Raw genomic sequence first — 10386 nt, 5'->3', positions numbered from 1 at the left:
TGCAGCCGGGGGAGGCCGCCTTCGACAAGCCCTTCCAGATCGACAAGCAGGGTGAAATCAAACTGCCCGAGGTGGGCTCAGTGGTGGTGGGCGGCAAGACGCTCCCAGAGGCGGACACCATCATCCGTACCGCCCTCAAGCCCGTCTACAACAACCTCTCTCAACTGACCATCACCCTGTTGGAAAAGCGGCTGCTCATCAGCGTCATGGGCTATGTCAAAAAGCCAGGCAGCTATGATCTGGCCCCCGATGGCAACGTGCAGATGGCGCTGGATGCGGCCGGCGGCCTGGTGCCAGGGGCCCAGCTCAACAACATGCAGGTGCGCCGCGGCGACACCGTCTCCAGCTTCGACTACAAGCGCTATCTCGATACCGGCGATGCCGGCCTCTTGCCCCCGCTGCAATCCCTCGACGTGGTCTTCGTGCCCGCATCCCCCCTCATCGGCAACGTCCAGATTGACTTCGATGCCGCCACCCTGGCCGCTGGCGGGGATGGCGACACCGGCAAGGCGATCAAGGTGTTTGGCGAGGTGAACAGCCCGGGCGCCTTCAGCTTCAAGAGCGGCAACTCCATCGTCGATCTGCTGATGCGGGCCGGCGGGGTGACCCGCTTTGCCGGGGTGGAGCGGATCCGGGTGATCAACGGGGACGCTCCCGAACTGTTCGATCTCAAGGCCTACCTCGATTCGGGCAACAACAAGCTGCTGCCGGCACTGGCCCCCGGTGCCACCATCTTCGTGCCCAAGGACGAGGAGCAGATCAAGCGCGGGGCGCGCACCATCTATATCATGGGGGAGGTGTTCAAGCCCGGCGCCTATGAAGGGCGGGAGGAGGATACCTTCCTCGACATCCTGGCCAACGCCGGCGGGCCGACCCGCTATGCCGAGAGCCGCCAGATCCGCTTGCTGCGCACCAATGGCGCGGTGGAGCCCATCGATCTGCAGGCCTATACCGAGGGCATGCAGAAAAACCTGCCGCAGATAAGGCCGGGTGACGCCATCTTCGTGCCGGAGAAGACCGACATCAACGAAAAGTCCTGGTTGAAAGTGGCGCCGGGGCGGGCGGTGATGGTGATGGGGGCGGTGCGCATTCCCGGCCGCTATGAATGGTCTGACGAGATGTCGCTGCTCGACCTCCTGGCCCATGCCGGCGGTCCCAACGAGCGGGCCGACATCGCCAAGGTCCAGATCCTGACCTCGGACGGGGGGACGGCAACCCCGACCATCTTCGATCTCGACAAGTTTCTCCATCAGGGGGGGCCCTTGGCAGCCTGCCCAGGATCCATGCCGGCTTCACCATCATGATCCCCGAGCTGCCCACCGATCCCAGCGACAACAAATCCCAGTGGGTACGCCAGTCGCCGGACAGCTCCATCTACATCTTCGGTCAGGTCGGCGCCCCCGGTCGCTACGCCTTCAACGAGGAGATGGGCTTCATCGACATCCTCTCGGCGGCAGACGGCCCGACCCAGGCGGCTGACCTGCGCAACGTGCGCATCGCCCATCGCAACGGCAGCACGGCGCGGGTGAGCAAGCTGGACTTGGCCCTCTATTTCGAGACCGGCGACGAGACACTGTTGCCCAAGGTGCTGCCGGGGGACTCCATCTACCTGCCGGAGAAGAACCGCCCCTGGCTCGACGAGCCCAAAGAGAACACCATACGGGTGCTGGGGGCCATCGCCCGGCCGGGCCGCTATCGCTTCAACTCCTCCATGACCCTGCTGGATCTGCTGGCAGAAGCCGGCGGGCCCACCAGTTCTGCCTACATCAAGAAGATCGTGGTGATCAACATGGCCGTCAGCGGGCAGGGGGATCAGGCCCGTACCTTCGATCTGGACGGCTTTGCCAAGGAGCCCGATTTCAGCAAGCTGCCGGTGCTCAGGGCAGGGGACACCGTCTTCATCCCCGACAGCAAGAGCAGCAACTGGGCCATCTTCATGGACGGGATGCGTGACATTCTCACCACCATCTCGGTGGTCGCCCTGGTGGGAACCCTGTAACGTGAGCATCCCGATCCAGTACCTGGAATTGGAGTCGCTCTACGCCTCGACCCTGGCGCGGGGGATCCGCTCCCTGGCGGTCACCTCGGCCGAGGGGGACGAGGGGGTCAGCACCATCTGCGAGGCGCTGGCCCGGCGCGCCGAGGCGGACGGTCTCAAGACCCTGCTGGTGGATCTCAACCTCTATCACCCGGGCCGGCCTGCCGGCCAGGCCTGGGGGCCCAACGACGTGCCCGAGCCCCAGCACCAGGGCCACTCCCTGGCGGTGCTGCCGGCGCCGGGCAAGGATCTGATGGCCTTTCGCAACAAGGAGACCCTGCGTGCCCTGCTGGTACGCTGGCTCGAGCACTATGATGTTGTGCTGTTCGATACCTCCCCCCTCAATGCCCTCAACCGGGGCAATATCCCGGCGGATCAGGTGTGCGCCGCCTGCGAGGGGGCCCTGCTGGTGGTGCTGGCCGGGGTGACGCCGACCACCATGGTGCAGAGCGCGGTGGAGAAGCTGACCCGGGCCGAGGCCAATCTGCTGGGGGCCGTGTTCAACGACAGGGTCAATCCGGGGCTGGCCAGCGAGATCCTGCGCGAACTCAACCGGCTGCCGAGCAACCGGCTGACCGAGTGGCTCAAGCGCTGGTGCCGGCGCAGCATGCTGCTCAACTTCCGGATCTGAGGGAGACGATATGAAAGAGTGGTTGCGATCCGCCCCCGCCACCCTGCAGTCGGTACGCGAGCTGCGTGGCCGTCTGGCGCAAGGGTTGGCGCTGTTTCAGGTTGCCCCCGAGGAGCAGGCCAACTGGCTGCTCTGCTTCAGCGAGCTCGCCACCAATATCGTGCGCCATGGCGAGCCGCCGGCGAGTCAGCTCTGGCTCAGCCTGCAGCAGGATGAGTCGGGCCTGAGTCTGCAACTGGATGACGACGGCGGGCCCCAGCCTGCGCTGGCGGCCAACCCCCTGCCGGCAGAGCCGCAGGAGGGGGGCTATGGTCTGGCGCTGGTGCACAGCCTGTTTGAGGAAGTGAGCTTCAGCCACCAGCAGGGGCGCAACCGGGTGACCCTGCGGGCCCGGCACGCTCCCCGGCGGATGCCCATGGTGGCGGTGATCGACGATGACAAGGTGATGCGCACCCTGCTCACCGGCTATCTGCACGACCACTATCAGGTCGACAGCTTTGCCGATCCTCTGGCGGCTCTGCAGGCGCTCGGTCGCCAGCCGCCGGATCTGGTGCTCTCCGACATCGAGATGGAGGGGATCGACGGCTTCGCCCTGCGCCAGCAGCTGATGAAGGATCCCAAGATGCGCGGGGTCTTTCTGACCGGCCACCATGATCAATGGACCCAGAGCCGGGCTGGCGCCCTTGGCATCGATGATTTCCTGATCAAGCCCATCACCAAGCAGGCGCTGCAGCTGGCGGTCGCCCGGGTGCTCAAGCGGTCGGCCCAGCTCAAGGCCCAGTGGGGGGATCAGCTGGATCAGCGGATGACCTCGGCCCTGCGCCCCCTGCTGCCGGCCAATCAGCTGCACGGCTATCAGCTGGCGCTGCAGACCCGCGCCGCCGCCGTGGGGGGCGGGGATTTCCTGCTGGTGAAGGAGCGGGTGCTGTGGCTGGGGGACGTGATGGGGCACGATACCGAGGCCAAGTTCTTCGCCCACGCCTACGCGGGCTATCTGCGCGGTCTGCTGACCGCCCAGAGCGAGCAGCGATCCCCTGCCAGCCTGCTGACCACCCTCTCCACCGCCGTACACAGCGATCCCCTGCTGGGGGCGACCCTGCTCACCACCCTCTGCATCGAGCTGGGGGAGGCGGGCCGCGTTCGCTGGGCCAGCGCCGGGCACCCGGCCCCCTGGCTCATCGGGGCGGACGGAATGCACCCGCTCGGCGTCACCGGCCCCTTGCCCGGTCTGCGGCCGGATCCCCACTTCGAGACCTGCGAGCATCAGTTGCAGCCAGGCGAGCGCCTGCTGTTCTGGACCGATGGCCTGCTGGAGAGCCGGGACCTCGCCGAGCGCCAGTTGTGGGAGGCGCAGCTGCAGCAGATCTGTCTCACCCCCGCACCCGGCCTGGAGCAGCTGGCCCTGGCCATCGCCACCTGGTTCGACGAGCGGGCCGACAAGGCCCCGGATGACATGACCCTGCTGCTGGTGGCATTTCCTGCCGACTGAGGCCCCCAAACCGCTGGCACACTCTATGCAAAACCCCTGCAGCAGGTGGCCCGACGCCACCAGAGGAGGTTGCCCATGTTGCCAACACATCAGGTCTGGCTCGCCATCGATGCCCGCCAGGTCGGCGGGATAGAGATCCACATCACCCACCTTGCCCGCGATCTGCTGGCGCGGGGTCTGAACACCACCATAGTGCTGGTGGCGGATCACGGTATGACCCCCTTTGTTACTCTGCTGAGGCAACAGGGGTTGCCATACCGGGTCTGTCGCAACAGCCGTGACTTCGTACGGGTGCTGGCAGGCCAGCCCGGCTTCGTGCTGCTGCACACCCACGGCTACAAGGCCGGGATCCTGGGGCGCCTCACCGCCTGGTGCAGCGGCAAGCCTGTGGTCTCCACCTTTCATAGCGGGGATGACGGGGAGGGCTTGCTGAAACTCTACAGCTGGCTCGATAGGCTCACGGCCCGCTTTGCGAAGTGCATCGCAGTGAGCGAGCCCATCGCCCGCAGATTGCCTGTGCCGAGCACCGTCATCAGCAATTTTGTCCCCATGCCTGCCACCCCGGTGGCGGTGGCGGGCAATCGTATCGCCTTCGTCGGTCGCCTCTCCGCCGAGAAAGGGCCCCAGGCGTTCTGCCAGCTGGCCGCCTTCTGCCCGGAGGGGAGTTTTCACCTCTATGGTGAGGGGCCGCTGATGGGGGATCTCAGCATGCAGTATGGAGATCGGGTCGAGTTTCACGGTTTTCGCCGGATGGCCGACGAGTGGCAGCATATCGATCTGCTCTGCATCACCTCCCGCTTCGAGGGGCTGCCGCTGGTGGCGCTGGAGGCCATGGCCCACGGCATTCCGGTCTGCGCCTTTGCGGTGGGAGGGCTGGTGTCGCTGATTGACCACAAGTCCAACGGCTGGCTGGTGGAGCCGGGCCAGGTGCAGGACATGGCGGCCATCGTCAACTACTGGCTGAGTCGCGACGAGCAGGCGCGGGGCGCCATGAGCCTGGCCGCCCGCCAGACCATCGCCCGGGGTTACAGCGTCAATCACAGGGTGAGCGACATCCTGGCAGTCTATGGCGGCTGATCCCGGGCCGCCGGCACACCGCCAGCAAGCGCAGCGAGTGGCCAGGCCACTCGCTTTTTTTATGGCTGTGCGACGCACCTTCGGTCAACCCTTCTCCCTGTCAGCCTCGGGCTCTCTGCTCTGCCTATCTGGCGCCGGCCAGATGGTGCGGCTGGATGCCTCAGTCCGCCAGGCTCCTGACGAGGTGGCACAGCACAGGCAGCACCAAGCCGCTTGCCCACCAGCACCTCGCTGAAGAAGCAGACCGCGACCTCTGGCTCCCCTGGCAGGGAGCCAGAGCAGGCGTCGGGGAAAGGGGGCGGTTCAAACCGCTCGGGATGGCGAGGGGCGTCGTTCTGGTAAGAGATGCGAGTGAGGGCTGCGTTGGCGCGGCCCGCTGTCAGCAATGAGATGAAAAGGGGATGCAGGCCCGACAGGCTGGCGTGGTTGAGGGGGAAAAGCAGAGGGCCACCGTCGAGGCAGTGGCCCGAAATCCGGCAGCAGGGTGAGGCTCAGCGCCCCTTCTTGCCCACCATGATGGCGACCGTCTTGCCGATGATCTGCATGTCCTGCAGCAGCCAGCGCCAGGGGTGGAGCAGGGTCACCGAGTAGGCGAGATCGAAGGCGAGCTTGCTGCGCACATCGTCCAGCGACTCGTCATAGCCCTGATTGACCTGGGCCAGCCCTGTGATGCCGGGCGCTATCTCATAGGTGCGCTCGATAAAGAAGGGCACCGCATCTTCCAGCCGGTTGGCGATGCCGGGGCGCTCCGGCCGCGGTCCGATGAGCGACATCTCCCCCTTGAGCACATTGAGGAACTGGGGCAGCTCGTCGAGCCGGGTCTTGCGCAAAAAGTTGCCGCTGCGGGTGATCCGGCTGTCGGCCTTGCCGCACCAGACCGGCCCCGTGCCCGCCTCGGCATCGGCGCGCATGGTGCGAAACTTGATCATGAAGAAAAGCTCGGTGTGGCTGGCGTGGCTGCGGCCAATACGCAGCTGGCGAAAGAACACCGGACCAGGGCTGTCGAGCCGTATGGCCAGCATGATGAGCGGCCACAGGGGCAGGGTCAGCAGCAGGCCGAGGCTGGCACCGGCCAGATCCATGATGCGCTTGAGCACCTGGGTCGCTTTGGGGATGGGGTGTTTCATGCTGCTCTCTCCTGTGAGGTGGGGCGGGTCAGCATCCGCAGGCCGTAGCGCAGGGAGCCGATGCCGTTGTACCAGTGTCCGAGTACCAGATAGTGGATCTTGCGAAACAGACCGGGCCAGTTGTGCAGCGGGGTGAGCTGGATCAGCAGCACCAGGGCATAGCCCAGCAGTTGAGCGGCCAGCAGCGCCGCGAACAGGGGCGAGTAAATGGCCAGCGGAATGGCGCACAGCCACAGCAGAGTCAGGCAGAGGGGCATGAGCACCCGCAAGCCCTTGCCGCTGGCGAAGTTGAACGCCACCCAGCCGAATCTGGGGTGCAGCAGCGGCAGCAGACGCAGCAACTGCTGGGTGTTGCCGGCGCCGATGCGCTTGCGGCGCTTGGACTCCAGCTGGGCATCGGAGACCTCCAGCTCAAGGGCGGCGCAGCGATTGTCATAGACCGCCTTGTAGCCCTTGGCGATGGCCTGCATCGGCAGGATGAAGTCGTCGTTGATGGTGTCGGGTGCCAGCGGGGCCAGGCAGTCACTGCGCATCACATAGAAGGCGCCGTGGGCCCCCAGCATGCTGCCAAGGGCGGATTCGCACAGCTTGATCTGGCTCTGGTAGCGCCAGTAGCTGGCCTCACCCTGGGAGCCTGGCTGCCAGAAGCGATAGGCTTCGCCCACCACGCCGACGGCGGGATCCTGAAAGTGGGCGGCGGCCAGCAGCAGGCTGTCGATGGGCAGCAGGGCCGACACATCGCTGAAAGCCACAAGGGGCGTGTCGATCTGGGTCATCGCCTCGTTGAGCACGGCCACCTTGCCGCGATTGCGCGGGTGCTCGAACAGCCGGATCTGCAGCTGCAGCAGGGCGGGATCGCCGAGCTGGCAGAGGGCAATGGCATAGCTGTCGTCGGTGCAGCCGTCGAAGTGCAGGTGCACCGCCAGCTTGTCGGCCGGGTAGTCGAGGCTGGCCAGATTCTGCAGCTTGGCCGCCAGGGTGGTCGCCTCGTTGTAGATGGGCATCACCAGGGTGATGGCGGGGAGCTGCTCATCGCCGACCTCCTCCCGAAAACCCCGTTGGTGCGGGGTCGGTTGGTGCTGGCGCGAGCAGGCCCGTTTGCCAACCCATTTGAGCAGCAGGGGGTAACCCACATGGTGGTACACCACCAGGGCTGCACACAGCCAGAACACGATCATGATCCATTCCATGGGAGGCTCCTTTTGCTGTCTCTTCGCGTGTCGGTGGCATCGCCTCAGCGGGCGTACAGCGCCTGATAGGCTTGAGCCATCCGGCTCAGGCTGCCCTGTTCACAGACAAATTCCCGGGTGACGATGCGCAGGCCACGAGAGTTGAGCAACCCCTGTGCCAGAAGTTGCGCCAGCAGAGCCGGATCTCGCGTATCCAGCAGCTGACCGCTGGCCGGGCAGACGATATCGGCGGCGGCGCCCACCGCGCTCATCACCACCGGCACGCCGCAGGCCTGGGCCTCCAGCACGCACAGGGGCATCCCCTCCGCCAGCGACGGCAGGCAGAAGAGATCCAGCCCCTGATAGAAGCGGGGCATCTGCTCCACCAGGCCGAGAAAGTGCACCCGATGGGCAATCCCCAGCAGTCGACACTGCTGCTGCAACGCATTTTGCAAACTGCCCACCCCGGCCAGTGCAAGATGCACCTCGGGGGAGAGCCGCGCCACGGCCTCCAGCAGCAGGTGGTGCCCCTTGACTGTCTCAAGGCGTGCGGCGCAGCCGATGAGCCTGACCCCGAGGGGCAAGCCCAGCGCCTGACGCGCCAGCTCGGCGGGGCCGGGGACGAAGCGCCCCTCGTCGATGCCGTTGGGGATCACCTGGGCCTGGATGGCGCCGAGCCTCGCCTGCAACTGGTGCGCCACCGGGCTGGCGTCTGCCACCAGGGTGGGCCGCAAGGTGCGCAGCCCAAGCCCGGCCAGCTGGCGCTGGCGGGGATCGTCGAGATACCAGGCGTCATGCTCGGTGTGGATAAGGCTCGCCACCCGGGCCAGCCGGGCGGCCAGTCCGCCATAGAGCAGCGGGCCCAGATGGTGGGTGTGCACCGCCGCCGGCCGCAGTTGGCGCAGCAGGCGGATGAGGCGATAGAGGGTGGCCAGCGACCAGCCGGCGGGCTTGTCCAGACAGTGGATCCGCCCGGCAAACGGATGCAGAGCGGGCCAGGCGGCGAGCAGCGCCTCCTTGCTCCCCTCCAGCGAGACGATGTGCATGGGCTGGTGGCACTCGTTGGCCTGGCTGAGGTTGAGCACCATGGTCTCCAGCCCCCCGGGTTGCAGGTGCTGAACGATTTGCACGATGGCGGTGCTGGCTGACCGGGCGGTGGTGGGCATGGCGCTCTCCTCACAGTTGTCGGCCCTTCCCGGGCCCCTTGGCGGGACTATGCGAATCCTGTACCACAACGTCTGCCATGTTGGCCCGCTTGCTGGCATTACCCTTGCATTTCCTCCTCCATTCGTGGAATGCCATACCTGCCTTGAGGGGAGTGACGCCATGCCGGTCCAGTTCTACTACAACCTCTACATCATCCTCTTCGCCGCCTGGCGGCGCCGTTATCTCATCCTGATGCCGGCCCTGGTCATGCCGCTGGTGGGGGCGGGGATTGGCGTGCTCAGCCCCAAGGTGTACGAGAGCCGCACCACCTTCATGGTGCCGCAGGATTCCAACCAGACGCCGACTCTCAAGGATCTGATCACCCAGGAGAGCCTCAAGGATCGCTTCGCGGTGCTGGAAGCCATACTGCGCAGCCGCTACGTGATGGACGGGGTGGCGCGGGACCGCAAGCTGGTGGATGACAACACCCCGCCGGCCAAGCGCGACGCCATCATGGACTGGCTCTCGGCGTCCGTCTCTATCCGTCTTATCGGGGACGAGGTGATCGAGCTGAAGGTGAAAGCCGACTCGGCAGAGAGCAGCGCCGTCCTGCTGGAGGCCGTCTCGCGCCGCTTCTTCTTTAACCTGCTGAACAAGGGGCGCCAGTCGGCCGAGTCCTCCGAGCGCTTCCTGCAAAGCCAGCTCGACAGCCGGCGCAGCGAGCTGCAGGGGGCGGAGCAACTGCTGGCTGATTTCAAGCGCGAACATGCCAGCGCCCTGCCGGATCAGCAAAATGCCAACGCCGCCCGGCTCTACGGCCTGAAAGATCGCCACGCCGAGAGCCTGCTTCAGTTGCAGCAGGCCAAGACCCGGGTCGAGCAGCTCTCCCACGGCCAGGAGGGGGCCACGACCCGCAGCCTGGAGGAGAAGTTGCAGCAGATGCAAACCGAGCTGGCCCTGCTGCGGGTGCGCTACAGCGATCAGCACAGCGAGGTGCAGAGCCTGCGCTACCAGATTGAGCAGTTGCAGCAGGAGCTGGAACAGCAGAAGAACCAACCCGGCGTGGCGGTCGGGCACGAGTGGGATCAGGCCAGGGCGCAGCTGGCCGAGGCCGAGCAGAATGCCGCCGCGCTGCAGGCCCAGCTCGACGATCTGAACAAGGTGGTGGCCTCTCAGGGCGAAACGGAGAGCCAGCTGGCGGAGCTGGAGCGCGATCTCGAGGTCAAGCGCTCCCTCTATCAGGATCTGCTGCTGCGCTACGAGAAGGCCAAGGTGACCGGGGCGCTCGGCAGCTTCGAGCCCGGCGAGCGGATAAAGGTGATCGACAGGCCCTTCGCCCCGAGCAAACCCAGCAACTACCCGCTCTGGCTGTTTCTGATCGCCGGCATGGTGGGGGGCTTCGGGCTCGGCTGCGGTCTGGCCTTGCTGATTGAACTGGCGGATACCAGCCTGCGCCGCACCGATCAGCTGGCGGCGCTTATCAAGGCACCTGTGCTAAGCCGCATTCCCTATTGCGAACCCGTGCATGCCCACAGCGGCCAGGCGGCCCATGCCCAGCCGCCACTGGTGGAGGTGCCGGGTTGATATTTGCCCATGGCCCTCAAGGCAGGCCACCACTCTGAACCCGAATATTTCTGATAAGGCCTCATTATGAGGCCTTTTTATATCGCGAATATGGCGAAATATAGTCGAGTATCGCAGGCAAAAAG

Annotated in this window: 9 protein-coding genes; 6 read left to right on the top strand and 3 right to left on the bottom strand. The window is 65.8% G+C overall.

All coding sequences use genetic code 11. The features are described 5' to 3' along the window. The 5 genes from CAK78_RS23120 to CAK78_RS13360 form a co-directional block, all read left to right on the top strand. Positions 1-1304: SLBB domain-containing protein (locus CAK78_RS23120; RefSeq protein WP_254924778.1), on the top strand; the 1304-nt coding region annotated here is incomplete at its 5' end. Continuing rightward, positions 1301-1999, top strand: coding sequence for a polysaccharide biosynthesis/export family protein (locus CAK78_RS23115; RefSeq protein WP_254924777.1), 699 nt, complete (start codon positions 1301-1303; stop codon positions 1997-1999). The genes CAK78_RS23120 and CAK78_RS23115, both read left to right, overlap by 4 nt. A gap of 1 nt (position 2000) precedes the next feature. Next, positions 2001-2669: a tyrosine-protein kinase family protein gene (locus tag CAK78_RS13370; protein ID WP_094697591.1), complete on the top strand. Its 669-nt coding sequence runs from the start codon at positions 2001-2003 to the stop codon at positions 2667-2669. 10 nt (positions 2670-2679) lie between these two features. After that, on the top strand, positions 2680-4158 hold the full coding sequence (locus tag CAK78_RS13365; RefSeq protein WP_094697590.1) for a SpoIIE family protein phosphatase: 1479 nt from the start codon (positions 2680-2682) through the stop codon (positions 4156-4158). A 75-nt stretch (positions 4159-4233) separates the two neighbouring features. Further along, entirely contained in the window at positions 4234-5235 is a 1002-nt protein-coding gene (locus CAK78_RS13360) for a glycosyltransferase family 4 protein (protein ID WP_094697589.1), read from the top strand. Positions 5236-5726: 491 nt separating this feature from the next. Here CAK78_RS13360 and CAK78_RS13350 read toward each other — a convergent pair whose 3' ends face one another. The 3 genes from CAK78_RS13350 to CAK78_RS13340 are packed head-to-tail and all read right to left on the bottom strand — an operon-like array spanning position 5727 to position 8697. After that, positions 5727-6362: a sugar transferase gene (locus tag CAK78_RS13350; RefSeq protein WP_010633836.1), complete on the bottom strand. Its 636-nt coding sequence runs from the start codon at positions 6360-6362 to the stop codon at positions 5727-5729. Further along, complete coding sequence (locus CAK78_RS13345; RefSeq protein WP_094697587.1) at positions 6359-7552, bottom strand: glycosyltransferase family 2 protein; 1194 nt, start codon at positions 7550-7552, stop codon at positions 6359-6361. Before CAK78_RS13345 ends, CAK78_RS13350 begins: the two co-directional genes overlap by 4 nt. Positions 7553-7596: 44 nt before the next feature. Then, positions 7597-8697 (bottom strand): glycosyltransferase, encoded by a 1101-nt coding sequence (locus tag CAK78_RS13340; RefSeq protein WP_094697586.1) that lies wholly within the window; start codon positions 8695-8697, stop codon positions 7597-7599. A gap of 160 nt (positions 8698-8857) precedes the next feature. On the opposite strand from CAK78_RS13340, the gene CAK78_RS13335 reads away from it, so the two are divergent. Next, complete coding sequence (locus CAK78_RS13335) at positions 8858-10261, top strand: GumC family protein (protein WP_094697585.1); 1404 nt, start codon at positions 8858-8860, stop codon at positions 10259-10261. The last annotated feature ends 125 nt before the right edge of the window (positions 10262-10386 follow it).

Origin of the sequence: Aeromonas sp. A35_P (assembly GCF_002259925.1) — a bacterium.
Classification (GTDB): domain Bacteria; phylum Pseudomonadota; class Gammaproteobacteria; order Enterobacterales; family Aeromonadaceae; genus Aeromonas; species Aeromonas dhakensis.
Note: the sequence above shows the minus strand (reverse complement) of the source record. Positions and strands in the feature narration are given on the sequence as shown.